Consider the following 15,182-nt stretch of genomic DNA (forward strand, 5'->3'; position numbering starts at 1 on the left):
AAATATAACTATCATTTATCCTAAATGCTGCAAAATTATTATTAAACCTGTTATACATTTTTCTTTATAATATCAATTTGAATCGCTATATTAAGCATGAAAATTCTATATTTTATTTAAAACAGATGCGATTGATCCTTTTATCAATATTTTTTTCACTCTTTAATTCTGCTTATGGCCAAGGTTACAAAAAAAATACCGACAGCCTCTACAATGTCGTTTATTCAGCGCAAAAATTTCTAAAAACAAATGAGCAGAACCTGATAAAAATGTGCGATGATTTATACATAGAAGCAGACGATAAGCATGATGATAAAGAGGCCCTGCGTTCCATAACAACTACCATACAGATTTACACTGAACTTGGTGATCACTATAATGTACTTAGAAGAATCGAAAAGGCGATAAATCTTGCCAAGGATCAGAAAGACTATTATCGATTAAGTGTCCTTTATAACTATTTGGGGCGTTCTTTTTTAAATCTGGGATTCCACAACAAAGCACGAAAAGCCTTTAATATTGGTCTGGAACTATCATCAAACGTTAGAACAAAAGATAGCCTTCACATATTAAAATTACAGCATTACAGTGGTATGGCGATGATATTTGAACACTCAAATCCACCTATCGGTGAGCCAAGAGCACCGTATAAAGATTCTATGATAAACTATCTTCAGAAGGCATACGCAGAAGCGAAGATGATAAATCCCGATCATCCTGGAAGAGCACGGTGGCTTGGTACGAGAGCAAAAATTTTAGGATCAGTTTTAATTTCAGCGTTATACTATGATGAAGGAGGAAAATATCTTAAGGAAGCAGAAAATTTATTAACAAATTTAAATGATAAAAGATTTATGATCAGTCTTTACAGATTTAAAGGGATCTTAGCTTATAATTCTGGCCTTACGGATAGCAATCGAAAAGCACTGCATTTTTATAATGAATCACTTTGCCTGGCGGAGATTTATGATATTCCAGCTGAATCATACTATATTACTGATGCACTCGCGAGCTTATCTTCAGAAATGAAAATGATCGTTGATGCAAGACTTTTTTCTGATACCAGTAAAAAATTAAAGTATGAGATAGAAGAATCAGAACGAAAGGCTATGCCTATTGCACAAGGGATAAATGTGCCCACTCAGAATAAGTCTGAGTCAGTTACTATTCTTTATTTAGCAATTTTATTACTGATCGTACTTTCCGGATTTACAATCTACTACTTTTATATTTTCAAAAGACGTGTTAAAAATAATATTACGTATAATCAAGTTTATGAAACTACTGATGTAAAGCCTGAAAAGAGGGATATCGAACAACTTTTACAAATGATTAAAGATAGCGACAGATCTTTTTATGTTGTATTTAAACAAGTATTCCCTGATTTTCAGAATAAATTACTTAACATTAACAATGAACTCTCAGTTTCAGATCTGGAATTATGTGCTTATCTAAAGTTGAACCTTCAGACCAAAGAAATAGCACTGTACAGAAAAAATACGATCTCATCAGTTGATAATCGAAAATACAGACTCAGAAAAAAATTGAATCTCCCATCAGATACCAATCTCTATGTATGGATTGATAGCATCTGATACTAAAATCATGAACTAACCAAAATTAACCAACTGATTATCAATGAATGGATAAAAACGGAGGTATACAGTAGAAGTTGATAGATGTAATTTTATGATCAGACTTTTTGATCTTATAAATTTGAGCAATTAAAATGATTGTATAAATTATTACCTGCTCAAACTTATGAATATAGACACATTAGTTTCTACAACGCACGGCAAGATTAAAGGGTATATAGAGAATGGATTAGGGGTATGGAAGGGCGTACCCTATGCAAAAGCGCCGATCGCTAGTTTAAGATTTAAGTCTCCCGAGCCTATGGATATCTGGCAAGATACAAAAGACGCAACGAATTATGCTCCTTCGTCACCACAATTAAAACTCGATAATCCGATTGGCGATATAAGTGAAGATTGTCTTTACCTGAACATATGGTCCCCCGGTACAGACGGCAGCAAACGACCGGTATTGTTTTGGATACATGGCGGTGCCTACATTAGTGGATCGGGATCCATAACTGCTTACGATGGCTCTGTATTGGCCAAAAATGGTGAAGTGGTAGTCGTAACAATCAATTACAGGCTCGGACCATTCGGCTTTCTTTATACAAAAGATCTGCCCGACGGAGATTTAATTGATACCAACGTCGGTCACAGAGATCAGCTTATGGCACTTAACTGGGTACGTGAAAACATTGCGTCCTTTGGGGGTGATCCCGAAAACATTACCATATTTGGAGAATCTGCGGGAGGTGCCAGCGTAGTTAATCTTTTGGGATCGCCATTAGCTAAAGGACTATTTCATAAAGCTATTGTTGAAAGTCCCTGCAGTTATCATATTGTGTATAGTGATAAAGCCAAAGCAACTCTGATAACAAGAAGATTTTTAGAACTCTTGGGTATTCAGGACTATAGTGCGAAGCAACTTTTAGATGTATCTACTGAGGATATTGTTAAAGCAGCTATAAAACTTGTGGACGAAATTGCCTTGTCACATCCGGGTACAATTGCCTTTCAGCCATTGATTGGTGACGATCTGCTTCCGGAGTCTGCACACACAGCCATTAAAAATGGAAGTGGAAGCCACGTTCCTTTAATCATCGGTTCAAATCAGGATGAGGGTACTGTATTTGCAGGTATGCCTGCACCTGTTATGCCTGTGCAAGACAAGCAAATGGAACTTTTTCTGGAAAATGCATATCCTGACACTTCAGCGTCTATTAAAGAAGCATATAGTACTATTCCTGCATCGTTAAGATCGGTTAAAATGGGCGGCGATGCTATCATTTGGCACTCAGTTACAACCATTGCAGATGCAATGCAGTCGAAATGCCCCACTTATCTCTATCGCTTTAAATGGAGTAGTGACTATTTAAAAGCCGCAGGACTTGGAAGTTTTCATTCTTTGGAAATACCTTTTGTCTTTGGAACACTGGACGCCACGGATTCCAAGCCAATGTTGGAAGCTGCGGATAAGAACGAAGTGGAAAAACTTTCGACAATTATTCAGGATTGCTGGCTCAACTTTGCACGGACCGGAAATCCTAACTCCGGTGAAGTATTTCAGTGGGAAAAATATGACTCAACGGGTAGATTTGCAATAGTATTTGACAAAGAAATCGGTTTCGAGCACGATATTGAAGCAAGGTATAGAAAGGCATGGCAGGAACAGTAATATGTTAGAATTTTTTTTCAACGATCTTCCATCTGCTTAAAGATCGATTCCTTTTATCCCTAGAGACACAGAAAATCAAAATCAGTCAATTTATTTGAAGTCATTTTGCTTACAGAACCTTCTAGTTCCTGTCAACAGCTAATGACAATAGGAGGTTCTTATGCAGGATTCCAAGCCTTGTTTATCAATGTCACATAGTAGCCTCCGATCAATTCCGGGATTACTGATTAAGTTGATAATGATCTCTGCCTGGGAGTACTATTTACCAATAACTGATAGATCAATATTTATAGAAAGGTAAGTAAACCCATTTCTTCTATAAAAAAACAAACTAATAAGCTTACTCAATTAAATTCATTTATGCAAAATCCCCTTAAAATGAAAAGAAATCTAATCTTAATTATTACAGTGCTAAGCAACACAGCAGCTTTTTCTCAGGTAGGAATCAATACTTCTGCTCCATCTGCCACTCTTGACGTCATGGGAAACCCTGCAGAACAAACATCTCTTGACGGCATTATCGCACCGCGCCTTACCGGAAATCAATTGAGACAAAAAACATATACTACTTCGCAGACCGGAGCTTTGGTATATGTGACCGCCCCTGACAATGCAACAACAGGGCAGACCGTCCTTGTGAAATCCGCTGGTTACTATTATTTCAACGGTAATCAATGGATCAAAACTGAAGGAACAAACTCAAATGTATATAACTCAAATGGTTCACTATCTGATGAGCGACTATTGAATCTGGCCGGAAATGACCTTACGTTATTGGGAACAAACCAATCCACGGCTTTCAGCGCGTCCGGTGGATTTCAGCAGTCTGGTGTTGCAACATCAAGCAGTAAAATGGCATCAGGAACTTTTTCATCACCGGATAATGATGGAAATTCAGTCTCATCCACTTTGAAGCTTGAGATTATGCCGGAACAGCCTGGACGTATCACAGCATCTAATGACGCTACGGCACTATCATTGGGTACAACCACAACTACAAGCCCTGCACCTATCATATTTACGACAAGCCCGGGAAACAATGGTGTTGGAACTGAAAAAATGCGGATAACAGCAGAAGGTAATGTTGGTGTGGGAACAATCTCCCCTACTTCCAAATTAGAGATCGCGTCAGGCAATAATGGAATCTCAGGTTTGAAATTCTCAAATTTCAACGCATTAACACCTGTTAGCTCAGGTCAAACGATCGGAGTAGATTCTGCAGGGAACGTCATTACCATGCCCAATGCTTCTGCAAGTACCATCAGTAATTTTGAACAGACATCAGGGGGACCCGGGGTCAATGGTTCTAATTTTAATGTTAACGGTGCTGCCTGGACTACAATTCCAGGAACGGTGCAAAACATCAATATCCCTTTGGGAGGAAAGGCCGTTTTTATCAACTTCATGTTAGGAATTGATTATTCAGCAGCACCTTCGGGATCAGGATATTCCTACTACACTGCGGCATTGTATATAGATAACGTCCAGACCAACGTATACCAGACAACACAGGAGCCAGGGCCTGGAGGCCTGCAAGCCCAGTATTCCTTGAGTTCAGTTAAATTTTTAAATGCCGGCTCACATAAGTTGGATATTCGCATGAAACGTACGTTTGATAATGGTGTGCAAAACAGTGCCAATATCACCTGCATACCTATTTCTTTATCTTTTAATGCAAGCTACATCAATTAATGCAATCAATTTTAAAGGTAAAATACGAATGAAAAAATTGTAATATCTGTTAATTTCATGGTCTTTCATCCTTCCTTGTCTTGTTAAAGACACAGCAGAAGCAGAAACTAAAGCAATGGTATAAGACAGAAAATTTTCAAAAAAAGTAATTGTACAGTACTAACAATTAATGTTAGCTAGTCTAATTGTGACCGCCCCCTTTTTAAATCAGCAAGAATTGATTTATCATTACTATTTCAAAGATTATAAAAAAACACTTCTTTCATTTACTATATTTAGAATTGGGAGAAGCCATTATTTATATCTTTTTATATTCTATTTTGCATCATTTTATGCTAATTCCCAGATTTTTCAAAAGGAAAATGGCAGCTTACACGTTACAAAAGGTACAATATTTATATCAAAAAAAAATATTGCTGATTCCAGCTCTGCTGTCAATATTTATATTGCGGAAGGTACTACAGTTACAGGACTTCAGGAGTTCACTAAATCTAAGATAAGCATTAACTATTTAAAAAATAAATTTCCAAAAAAGCATCTAAAATCTATTAAATTAAAAAAAAGCATCCCCCCTCCTGTTGCTAAAAATAAGGAAATCAATTCCAAGATCTCTTTTAAGAATTGCACTAAGTGCAGAATGTTTTTGATGGTTTCAAAGAGTTTTTTTTCGGCAGTTATTCTTGATGTTACTAATTATCAAAAAATATCAGGTTTATTAAGAAAGATTACCCTCCATTTTTCAGGCAATTCTAAGAAAAAACTGTTTTTAAAAAACGTTATTGAGCCAAAATCATATTTGGAAATTTCAGGTTTCTACAGTGTCAGGCCGCCACCTGCTTTTATTCTTTATACAACCATACTTTGAATTTAAAGTACAATTAAGTTTAGATTACAATTACATAAATAAAAAGATACAAATGAAAAATATATATAAAACGTTCATATTGATGTTTCTGATTCACATCAATACATATGGACAAGTGGGCATTAACACAGATAAACCTACCGCCTATGCAGGGCTTCATGTTTCCGAACGAATGGATCCGGCGAGTGCTAATCCTGATAAATACAGCGGTATTCTAATCCAGCGGTATACCGAAGCACAGCGTGACACACAGCTAACTCCCAATATGGGCTCGTTACAAAACAGTCTGCTTATTTACAACACGACAGAAGACTGCTATAATTACTGGAATAATGCCGATCATGAATGGAAAAGCCTTTGCGGAAAGTTGGGAAAATCACAATTTACTTTTGACTGTGCTGCAATACAGATAAAAGGAACTTATGTTCAGGGAAGAGAGCTTACGACATCCAATTACCTTTCGATTCCCGTAACAGTAACCAAGGCAGGAGAATATACATTTCTGGCAACAACTACCAATGGATACAGTTTCTTTGCATCAGGTACTTTTTTTAATACCGGCTCTTACACTATACAGGCTGCCGGTCAGGGTACCCCTTTGGCAGTACAAACGGATAATCTCGCAATTAATGCGAATGGGATAGATGTTACATGTACACCGGTGAGAACAGTAACTGTTTTGTCAGCGGCAGGCACCTATACGATGAGTTGTGGCACTGCAATAGTGAACGGAGTTTATAAAGTCGGCACGGCGCTTACAGGAAGTAATACTATCACCCTACCGGTAAATGTCACATCATTAGGAAGCTATACCGTTACGACCAATACAGTAGATGGAATTTCATTTAGTGGTTCAGGAACCTTTACAGCAACCGGTAATCAGAATATTACTCTAAGCGGAACAGGAACACCTAACTCTACAGCAACGAAAACATTAACAATAACTTCGGATAGTCAAGGAGGTGTTTCAACCAGTTGTAATATTACTGTGATTGTTGTTATTCCTTCTAAAAAGATTTTGCACATCGGTAATGAAACTGATTATGGATACAGCGCGTTTACAGGTCCTTCAAGAAGTTTGATGGATTCACCTACAAACTTCGGAACCTCAGCATCCAGCATTGTTAAGGCAGAGGGATACACGCATATATCGCTGGGTACAAATCCGGCTAGTAACGCTGCTTTACTGACGGCTCTTAATAATAAGCCGGACATTGTGATCATAGGATATAATAATGCATCTTTAAACGCTACACAATCAGGATATCTAGTAGATTATTTAAACAAAAAAGGTGTAGTGATTGCCTTTCAAGACAGAACTGATGATGACGTTTCCCGCAATTTTCTCAGAGCAGTATTTTCGAATCCTGCCTTGACCGTTGGATATGTAGGCGGTGGTGCTGGAGCAGTATACCCGCTTACAAATGCAAATGACCCTGTTCTTAATGGGCCATTTGGTGATGCAAGAGGTAAGAACTGGGGAGAAGATGCTTCAACAACTGTAGCTATAACCTCCAGTATTTCAGGAATTATCCCGCTGAGCTATGCTCAACCTATCAATAGCACTACAACCTATTCGGGCATAACAGCATTTAGGCACAGCGATTTAAACCTGGTATGGTTCGGAGATGGTGGTTTTTTAAGCAATGAGAATGCCAACGGCAATCAGTACCCTAGCACTACAATTGAGCCATTTGTAGCTCCAAGTTCAGGTGGCTATTTCCCAGTTGAAAAGACAGCTTACGGATTTGCAGGCAATGGACGTGCAGCAGGAAGTATGCAGGTTCAAAACTCAATCGTTTTTGCAAATATCCTAGCTTGGGCAATAAAGCAGGCAGAGTCTAATGGTATTAATACCAAATAATTATAATGATCAATGGATTTTAAAGATATCCATATTGGAAAACTTATCAATCAATTAGTTGCAGAGCGTGGGATAGAAATATCCCGCATCTGTAATTTTTTGAATTGCACTGTAAATGATATGGAAAAAATGTACGAGGCACAAAGTTTAAATACAGATATTCTTCTGCGTTGGAGTAAACTTTTAAATTATGATTTTTTCAGAATTTATACCCAACATTTGATTTTGTTTTCGCCCGTGGTAAGAGAAAGACCTAGCAGATCATCACAGAATAAAAAATCTGCTCTACCTCAATTTCGTAAAAATATTTACACTAAGGAAATTATAGATTTTATCTTAGAACAAATTAACAAGGGAGAAATGAGCAGAGATCAAGTGATAGAACGTTACAAAATCCCTAAAACAACACTTTACAAATGGATAAGCAAGTACAATCATTACAAATAAAAAATATAGAGGATTTTCTTGATTCAATTTCTAACACTTTAAATCTGGTTAAAGAACATAACATGAAAATGCAAGAACTTCAATCTCTTATTGCATTAAATTCAAAGGATTACCAGACTATCCAATCAATAGTTGACATTATAGTAGCAATGCCTGAGGATATTGAATTTGCTCCGTTTGCCGAGATTAAGAAAGCCTTGACATTTTAATACTAAGACTTAGAATGGTTTTCCTACAAAAATAGCTATGATAAAAATTCTTATAAATAATTATCTCTAAACAATGACTCCCAATTATAAACTTATTTATTCTGATCTTATTAATAAAAAGTTTCCTGAACGTATAGGAGAATTCCAAACCATACTTTCAAAAAACAAATTGTCTTTTTTAGATATTATCAATCTGAATGAAAAAATATTTCAAAATAAAAAAGCACAACAAAAAGTTAATCAAAAATATCGTTCTTACAGCAAATCTGATATTTTACGGATATTGGATTACCAGAAAAAACACGGACTAAATAATATCCAGCTGGCACATCATTTCAGACTTAGCAGAAATACAGTCACAAAATGGAAGAAAATGTTTTTGGTTTAATATAGGGAGGCTTTTAGCCTCCTTATATAAATTGAATAGAAATCCGGCCCACACAATATCATTTTAATCGGCAAATAATCGATTAAAATAAATCAATTTAAAATAAACCGAATATCTAAATATCAATCATTTAAGATATTAAAAATTTTTTGTAAGTAAGAAAAATTTGGTTTGTCGCTTTTTTTTAATTATTCGCTTTACCGTGCCGCCATAGCGTTCTTAGCTCTTCTCCGCTAAATGTTTTGAAAATAATCACATACTCACTTTGCGGTGAAGTAGAAAATGTATTGCAGGCAATTATTTAATCTTATAATTACGCTAAGTCATTGCGCTATTGATTCTTGATCGTACGTCTTTCGCCCCTGACATTTACTGCAAACCATTCACCGTTTTCAAATACTGCCGCCTGATGATCGTCCCCGTGACGGTCAACATCAATACCCAACACTTTTCCTCCATAATAGAAAGCCACATTCCCTTTAACAATTGTATGTCCTACTATTATTCGCTTTACGTTAAATACCTGCAGCGTCTTTGAAACGTCCGCCTCGCTCGCTTTGGGCTCAAAAAAATATCCCCTGTACCAGAATAACGAACTTGTTCCCATAAAAAAGGGATCGATCTTCTTATCACCTACGCCTTGAAGCATTTTAACCTGATCATAAAACGGACGGCATAAGTCATTGATCTGCTCTATAGTATAGTCTAACTCATTGATCACTGGAGAAACTCCCGCATGCATACAAAGATTATCCCCTATTTTTTCGATGGTATTCTTTGTACGGAGCCACCTTCCTAGCTCAGAGCTTTTATTAAATAATGACATGTACTCTAATCCCATTAGCTTTGCACTCTCCATATATTTAGGCTGTACATAACGAAGATCTCCTGAAAGATTCATAATATCATGGTTTCCCAAAATAGTATGGACATAGCCTCCTGCTTTTTTGGCCAGTTCTTCAAGCCTGTAGATAAGCCAAATGGTCTCCGTTACTGCAAGACCACGGTCAAACAGATCGCCACAGATTACTAAATGCCCTTTGCCGTAAATCCAATTATATTGCTCATCAATCACCTTATTGGCAATCAGCAGATTTCGGAATCCCATAAATTCTCCCTCTATATCCGAAACCACGAACATTTTTTTTGGCTGATCGTAAACAGCAGGTTCATTCTGTAATGATTTTTTTAACAAAACTGTATAATTCAGTTTGGGATCTGCAAAATTTACATGAACAATCCCTTCCTTTAGCTCAGATTTATCTGCTGCACCATTTTCTACAATCCTTTTCCATATCTTGCCACCCTCATACGATACATACGGTCCATCGTAAATCCCCTGGGCAAAAGTAATTACGCTAAAAAGAAGCATAAGTATGCTCAGTCCGTGTTTTCTCCATCTTAATTGATTGCGAATCAATGCAAATGATTGCCGCATATTTTTACTCATTGGTGATAACCTGTTTATTAGGGAAGCAAACCTATTTGCAAATAGTAATACATATTTTCTCATTGCATGGATTTTATCACGGTAATATACAAATATAAAATAAAACCTAAAATTGCTTCAAAACAGCGAAAATAATACAAATATTTAATTATGGACCTTTATATAGTCTTCCTCTGATACCTGCAAAAAACGAATGGACTTTCCTACCAATTCGCTCATTTGCCTGGCAATTTCATTATAGCTGAGATCTTCCGGACCGAGAACCGGAAATCCTTCATTGCCTATCCAGGTCTCATCCGTCAAAAATTCCACTGCTTTGGATGCAATATCTTTTACGGCGATTTGTGGCGATTTATAATTTCCATCCATTGGTAAAGAAAATGTGCCCTCTTCTCTTAGAGATGCAATCTGATACAAGAGGGTTTCAAAAAATACAGGGCAACGCAATGCTCTTACTGATGCACCGACAGAATGCTGCCCAACTTTCGGCAAAATTATCGATGAAATGATTAATTGGGGAAGAGAACACAGAAAAATTATTATTCTTGATAAGAAAATTAATTAAATTAAAAGAAATTATCATCTTCAATTAAAACGTTTTTACTGCTTTTCACAATAAATAATTTTTTCCCTTTCCATATTAAAAATCAATTCATTATTAATTTCCATCTTCTTAATAAGTTGAAAAAAAGAACATAAATAGTGATAAAGAAGTACTTAACTGCACTCAAATTTTAGAACTGCTTTAAGCGAAAGGATAAATTTAGAAGATTAAATTTTATGTGTTTCAAGTGCCCAGTTCTCAAAAAGTATTTTGCCTGTATTGTATTGCCCAGTGGGAACTAAAAGTGAAGTAGGAACAACAAAATGCATATACTTATTTTCATTGTCTATAATCACTTTTTTATCCTGACCGGTAATTTGAATATACTCAGAGACAAAAGCCTCCATTTTGCCACGTCTTGGTCCTGCAATTTCAATGGTGTTATTTTTAGGTTCTTCCAAAGAAAATTGTACTATGAACTCGGCAACATCATCAAGTGCAATTGGTTGATAGTCTAAGTTCGAAACAAAAACTTTATCCCCTTCTCCCTGAACTTGGATGATGGCTTCCACATGTTCGTGAAATTGTGTTGACCTAATTATAGTGTAAGGTATACTTGAGTTTTTAATAGTATCCTCTTGAAGTTTTTTTGCTCTAAGATAACCGATTTCCAATGCATCATCTGTTCCTACAATTGATAGAACGATATGATGCTTAACACTAGCATTCAATTCTGCTTTGACAAGATTCTTTCCCGCAGTTTCAAAAAATCGAAATGCATTTTCTCCTTCGGGAGAAGATGAATTTGATAGATCTATTACTATTTCAGTTCCGGTCAAGGCTTCCTGAAGCCCTTCACCAGTAAGGATATCAACACCTTGTGATGGCGAGCCAATCACCACTTTATGACCAAGTTTTTCCAATTTGTTAGTTACAAGCCTCCCTGTTAGACCTGTACCTCCTACTACTAAAATTTTCATATCTGATTTATTTAATATTGTAAAGTTTTTTAAAATAAACTGCGCACTTGAACACCAAAGGGATTTTCAAACCAATATCTCCAATATCCATCGGCTCCTCTTTTAGCATAATCATTAGATGTTCCTCGCATACATATTTTTTCACCATTATTCGCAATACCCGCTATACTCCAGTCCAAGATTAGTGATGCTAGATTGCCATCTACATAAACATTCCTTGTTGTAATTTTGATTGGCAATCCGAATTTAAAGAAGCAGTCCAATTCTCGCGCAATCTCCAATCTTCCTCTCCGAGGCTCACCGTTATCATTAATAAAGATTGCATCCTCCTCATAGAAACGAAGCATAGTCTCCGAATGGAAAGAATTCATATGAGCAAGAAAAGAGTCGACTATTCCCTCGGGAGTTTTTGACAATGAGAATACTGAGCTTTCAACAAAATTCTGTCCAATCATAAGACTTAAATTTTCTTTAGAAGTAATTTTTTTGTCTTACAAAATTGAGCAATTGGCATATGCAACGCCACTCACAAATTAAGGTAAAAGGTGGACAAAATAAGGAACAATTTTAATGATCTAAGATTTGGTCTGAGTTTTTAGCGTATTTCTTCCGATATTCACTTGGCGAACAACCTGCTTTTTTACTGAACAGTCTAATGAAATATTTTGTGTCTTGATATCCCAGCTGATAGGAAATTTCCTTGATACTTACCTCCGTATAGTATAGCAATCTTAACGCTTCGTTCATCACTTCCTTTTGAATCAGTTCCGAAGCTGATGATCCAGTCACTTTTTTTACTGTATCGCTTAGATGTCCAACAGTAATATTAAGCTTTTCTGCATATTCAAATGGACGCTTAATACTCCGGAAATGTGATTTTACAAGATTCCTGAATTCCTTTGTGAGACTGATAGAACGTAGACTGATACTTTCGGGATTAATGAATAATTGACGTTCGTAGCATAAAACTGCCTGTTCAATAAAAGCTGAAAGCAATGGTTCTTCAACTTGCCTGTAAGCGATATCGTTCAGATCTTGTAATTTCATCATTGAATCAAAGATTGTTCTAAACCAATCCCGCTCATTATTAGAGAGAGCGATAATCAAGGTTTCCTCTAACAAATTATCCAAACTGGTTTGTGCCGTTCTACCGATATGACGGCTTTCAAAAGACAGATAACAACCGGTTGCGCTAAAAGTCTCTAGAATCTGATGAACTTGTCCAGGAGGAGAGATAAAAAGTGTCCCCACCGGCATTGTTAAATGCTTAAAATCAAATACAACTTCAAGCTGATCAGCTTCAATTAGCATGCAAGTATAATGGTCGTGCCTGTGGGGTGAAAGTGCTTTTATAATACCTGGTGTAGATCCGTTCCAAATACCAACAGCAATCCCACTGCTGTAATCCATTCTATTTAATGTAATTGAATCGTTTTTAGGCATAACAATTTCTTTGCACAACTAATTTAGTTTTTCTTTATTTAATAGTGTATATTATTCAATACTAAAATTAAAGAAGCTGACGAAATCTGCAATTTTTTCATCCGTCACAAAATTAAAAAACATCTATTTTTAACAGTTATCTAAAATTCCAACGTTGCAAAAAGACAGAATCTATAAGTAAAACAAAAAAATTAAGTATATCGTTGCCTTTTATCAGTTGGACTTTCAGTTTATGAATCAATGAATTATTTAAACTTCATTTGAATTGTTTTAATAAAAACAGGTAGTATATAGTAACAAGCAAATTTTACTATTTCAAAAAATAACCGTTACCTTTACATCCTCTTTAAAACTAAAATAGTTATGCAAGGCAATACAGCGTACAGAAAGAAAATAATAAGATCCAGCTATGTTAAATTAATCGGGATATCCATTATCGTTAGTATTATCTGTTGTCTTATATCTTATACTTTAAAACATTTGACAGGACAAGTACAGGAATACCTCTTTGAAGAAATTATAGCCACGGAAAACAAATTGTTAATCTTTTTACCAAGTGTAGGCATTACAGCAATCTATTTCCTGCGCAAATATTTCTTTCAGAACAGAAAAAATAAAGGAATTAAGGAAATATATACAACCCTGGAAACAAGAAAGGATCATCTTCCTTTTTTTAAAATACCTTCTCATTGCATTAATGGCTTTTTAACGGTGATTTTCGGAGGATCTACAGGAGTCGAAGTATCAACAGTAGTTGCCACTGCAACAGTTGGCAATCAGGCCTACAAACATTTGCATAGTGCATGGGCCTACAAGACGGAGCTGATATGTGCAGGTATTATAGCGGGTGTAACCGTACTCTTTGGAAGTGCGCTGGGCGGTTTTCTATTTGCATTTGAAGTTATTGCACGTAAATACAATAAAACCTTACTGATCAGTGGAATAAGTTCGATGATTGTAGCTCATCTATTCGTACATTTTTATGACTCAAATCCACTGTTTACATTTAAGGTACAGGACTGGCGGTGGCAATCCATACCTTTTGCTATGATACTAAGTTTAATCGGAGGTATATTTGCCCTTTATTTTACGAAAATTGTCATCTACGCAAAAACATTTTTTGGTGGGATTAACAACAATTTCATACGCGTAAATTTAGGTGCCATAACTGTTGGGGTATTTATCTTTTTTCTTCCGGCTTTATATGGTGATAGTTATCACGGACTTGGTAAAATCCTCGAATGTAGTTCGTACGACATTGTTAATCTCGCATATTTAATTCCTCTGGTTTTGCTCATCTTTATAAAGCCATTGGCGGCTTCCCTCACTCTCGGTGCAGGCGGTGACGGCGGTGTATTTGCCCCGAGTATTGTTACAGGTGCGTTTTTAGGGGTATTTTTTGCCCAATTCTGCAACCATTATTTAGGTACCCATCTTGTGGTTATTAACTTTGCGTTATTTGGAGCCGCTGCCATGCTTTCCGCAGCTATTCATGCCCCTCTTACTGCCATGTTTATTATTTCCAGTATCGTACCTTCTGGCTATCTATTGCTGTTTCCTTTGTTCATTAGTAGTGTTATTTCTAAAATACTGGCAAAGAAAATCTATCCTTATAATGTCTATACTTACAAAGAATTTTCCAGCAGTCCGAACTTAATAAATTGAGGTGACAATACAAGACGATATTTAAATGTACCAAATCAAAAGAATAAAATCTTCGTTGTTTAATAATTGATCTAATTATTTTTTTAATAATAAAACTGACATTTTTACAAATATGATCTGGTACACCGGTGCACAAACTATGATGGCAATTAACTCATATTTACTTAAACAATCTTTAAAATTCAACTTGTATTAAAAATTGATCTGGTACACTAAAGTATATTATTGCCAAAATTAAATTGAATTTGAATTGGAGAAATTTAGATAATAATGTCCTATAATCTGCTCATTTAATAGTAAGAAGATCTTTATAAATATTAATCCTGGATATTTTTATCTAAATGCAATGTGAGAATTAGATAGTACCTACGGATAGATATTTT

14 protein-coding genes are annotated in these 15,182 nt (G+C 35.9%); 9 read left to right on the plus strand and 5 right to left on the minus strand.

Features of this window, described 5'->3' with window-relative positions; all coding sequences use genetic code 11:
* The first annotated feature begins 131 nt into the window (after positions 1–131).
* The 8 genes from AC3FI7_RS07515 to AC3FI7_RS07550 all read left to right on the plus strand — a co-directional run bounded on the left by AC3FI7_RS07515 (position 132) and on the right by AC3FI7_RS07550 (position 8,717).
* Positions 132–1,595 (plus strand): hypothetical protein, encoded by a 1,464-nt coding sequence (locus tag AC3FI7_RS07515; protein ID WP_343658856.1) that lies wholly within the window; start codon positions 132–134, stop codon positions 1,593–1,595.
* Positions 1,596–1,761: 166 nt separating this feature from the next.
* Complete coding sequence (locus AC3FI7_RS07520; protein WP_343658857.1) at positions 1,762–3,252, plus strand: carboxylesterase/lipase family protein; 1,491 nt, start codon at positions 1,762–1,764, stop codon at positions 3,250–3,252.
* A gap of 378 nt (positions 3,253–3,630) precedes the next feature.
* Positions 3,631–4,944, plus strand: coding sequence for a phage tail-like protein (locus tag AC3FI7_RS07525; protein ID WP_491461755.1), 1,314 nt, complete (start codon positions 3,631–3,633; stop codon positions 4,942–4,944).
* 169 nt (positions 4,945–5,113) lie between these two features.
* Complete coding sequence (locus AC3FI7_RS07530) at positions 5,114–5,809, plus strand: hypothetical protein (protein ID WP_343658859.1); 696 nt, start codon at positions 5,114–5,116, stop codon at positions 5,807–5,809.
* A 52-nt stretch (positions 5,810–5,861) separates the two neighbouring features.
* The gene (locus AC3FI7_RS07535; protein WP_491461756.1) at positions 5,862–7,673 is read left to right on the plus strand and encodes a phage tail-like protein; all 1,812 of its coding nucleotides are present in this window, start codon (positions 5,862–5,864) and stop codon (positions 7,671–7,673) included.
* A 12-nt stretch (positions 7,674–7,685) separates the two neighbouring features.
* Positions 7,686–8,120 (plus strand): transposase, encoded by a 435-nt coding sequence (locus tag AC3FI7_RS07540; RefSeq protein WP_142725958.1) that lies wholly within the window; start codon positions 7,686–7,688, stop codon positions 8,118–8,120.
* A complete protein-coding gene (locus tag AC3FI7_RS07545; RefSeq protein ID WP_142725957.1) occupies positions 8,090–8,329 on the plus strand; it encodes a hypothetical protein in 240 nt (79 codons plus the stop codon). The genes AC3FI7_RS07540 and AC3FI7_RS07545 overlap by 31 nt, the downstream gene beginning before the upstream one ends.
* Before the next feature lie 73 nt (positions 8,330–8,402).
* Positions 8,403–8,717, plus strand: a complete 315-nt coding sequence (locus AC3FI7_RS07550) for a helix-turn-helix domain-containing protein (RefSeq protein WP_142725956.1) — start codon at positions 8,403–8,405, stop codon at positions 8,715–8,717.
* Between the two features lie 331 nt (positions 8,718–9,048).
* Here AC3FI7_RS07550 and AC3FI7_RS07555 read toward each other — a convergent pair whose 3' ends face one another.
* The 5 genes from AC3FI7_RS07555 to AC3FI7_RS07575 form a co-directional block, all read right to left on the minus strand.
* Positions 9,049–10,155, minus strand: coding sequence for a metallophosphoesterase (locus tag AC3FI7_RS07555; RefSeq protein WP_172617129.1), 1,107 nt, complete (start codon positions 10,153–10,155; stop codon positions 9,049–9,051).
* Positions 10,156–10,311: 156 nt separating this feature from the next.
* On the minus strand, positions 10,312–10,659 hold the full coding sequence (locus tag AC3FI7_RS07560) for a Rossmann-fold NAD(P)-binding domain-containing protein (RefSeq protein WP_142725954.1): 348 nt from the start codon (positions 10,657–10,659) through the stop codon (positions 10,312–10,314).
* Positions 10,660–10,938: 279 nt separating this feature from the next.
* Positions 10,939–11,691 carry an SDR family oxidoreductase gene (locus tag AC3FI7_RS07565; protein ID WP_142725953.1) on the minus strand — a complete coding sequence of 251 codons (753 nt, stop codon included), beginning with the start codon at positions 11,689–11,691 and terminating at the stop codon, positions 10,939–10,941.
* Between the two features lie 29 nt (positions 11,692–11,720).
* Positions 11,721–12,146 carry a YybH family protein gene (locus AC3FI7_RS07570; RefSeq protein ID WP_056015210.1) on the minus strand — a complete coding sequence of 142 codons (426 nt, stop codon included), beginning with the start codon at positions 12,144–12,146 and terminating at the stop codon, positions 11,721–11,723.
* Between the two features lie 112 nt (positions 12,147–12,258).
* A complete protein-coding gene (locus tag AC3FI7_RS07575) occupies positions 12,259–13,134 on the minus strand; it encodes an AraC family transcriptional regulator (protein ID WP_142725952.1) in 876 nt (291 codons plus the stop codon).
* A 480-nt stretch (positions 13,135–13,614) separates the two neighbouring features.
* Between AC3FI7_RS07575 and AC3FI7_RS07580 the strand changes: the two genes are divergently transcribed.
* On the plus strand, positions 13,615–14,799 hold the full coding sequence (locus AC3FI7_RS07580) for a chloride channel protein (RefSeq protein WP_308463720.1): 1,185 nt from the start codon (positions 13,615–13,617) through the stop codon (positions 14,797–14,799).
* Positions 14,800–15,182: the final 383 nt, after the last annotated feature.

The organism is Chryseobacterium sp. TQ-BC-N36, from assembly GCF_058382295.1.

Bases quoted from the DNA above. Each gene is read 5' to 3' on its own strand.
- AC3FI7_RS07565 (WP_142725953.1), bottom strand. From the start codon at position 11,691: ATGAAAATTTTAGTAGTAGGAGGTACAGGTCTAACAGGGAGGCTTGTA.
- AC3FI7_RS07525 (WP_491461755.1), top strand. From the start codon at position 3,631: ATGAAAAGAAATCTAATCTTAATTATTACAGTGCTAAGCAACACAGCA.
- AC3FI7_RS07535 (WP_491461756.1), top strand. From the start codon at position 5,862: ATGAAAAATATATATAAAACGTTCATATTGATGTTTCTGATTCACATC.
- AC3FI7_RS07520 (WP_343658857.1), top strand. From the start codon at position 1,762: ATGAATATAGACACATTAGTTTCTACAACGCACGGCAAGATTAAAGGG.
- AC3FI7_RS07550 (WP_142725956.1), top strand. From the start codon at position 8,403: ATGACTCCCAATTATAAACTTATTTATTCTGATCTTATTAATAAAAAG.
- AC3FI7_RS07555 (WP_172617129.1), bottom strand. From the start codon at position 10,155: ATGCGGCAATCATTTGCATTGATTCGCAATCAATTAAGATGGAGAAAA.
- AC3FI7_RS07570 (WP_056015210.1), bottom strand. From the start codon at position 12,146: ATGATTGGACAGAATTTTGTTGAAAGCTCAGTATTCTCATTGTCAAAA.
- AC3FI7_RS07545 (WP_142725957.1), top strand. From the start codon at position 8,090: ATGGATAAGCAAGTACAATCATTACAAATAAAAAATATAGAGGATTTT.
- AC3FI7_RS07530 (WP_343658859.1), top strand. From the start codon at position 5,114: ATGTTAGCTAGTCTAATTGTGACCGCCCCCTTTTTAAATCAGCAAGAA.
- AC3FI7_RS07540 (WP_142725958.1), top strand. From the start codon at position 7,686: ATGGATTTTAAAGATATCCATATTGGAAAACTTATCAATCAATTAGTT.
- AC3FI7_RS07575 (WP_142725952.1), bottom strand. From the start codon at position 13,134: ATGCCTAAAAACGATTCAATTACATTAAATAGAATGGATTACAGCAGT.